Below are 282 nucleotides of genomic sequence, written 5' to 3'. Positions count from 1 at the left end.
GGAGGTGGGGAGATGGGGAACTCACCGGCCCCCACTCCCTGTCGGTCGTGGGGATTAGGGGCAATGGGGAGATGGGGGGGCTAGGGGTCCCCACAAAGTGGGGTTGGGGGGCAATGGGGAACTCACCGGCCCCCACTCCCTGTCGGTCGTGGGGATTAGGGGCAGTGGGGAGATGGGGGGAGTGTGAGGGGTGTGAGAAGTGTGAGGGGTGTGAGGGGTGTGAGGGGTGGGAATTGGGCATTGGAAATTACCAACCATCAACCACCAACTACTAACTACTAA

The 282-nt window shown here is 61.7% G+C and carries 1 pseudogene; it reads right to left on the bottom strand.

What is annotated here, in order from left to right:
• Positions 1-54 precede the first annotated feature (54 nt).
• A pseudogene (locus tag UYI_RS39475) lies at positions 55-282 on the bottom strand (hypothetical protein); the annotation flags it as partial.

The organism is Fischerella muscicola PCC 7414, from assembly GCF_000317205.1.
Taxonomy (GTDB): domain Bacteria; phylum Cyanobacteriota; class Cyanobacteriia; order Cyanobacteriales; family Nostocaceae; genus Fischerella; species Fischerella muscicola.
This window is presented reverse-complemented; position numbering and strand designations above follow the sequence as displayed.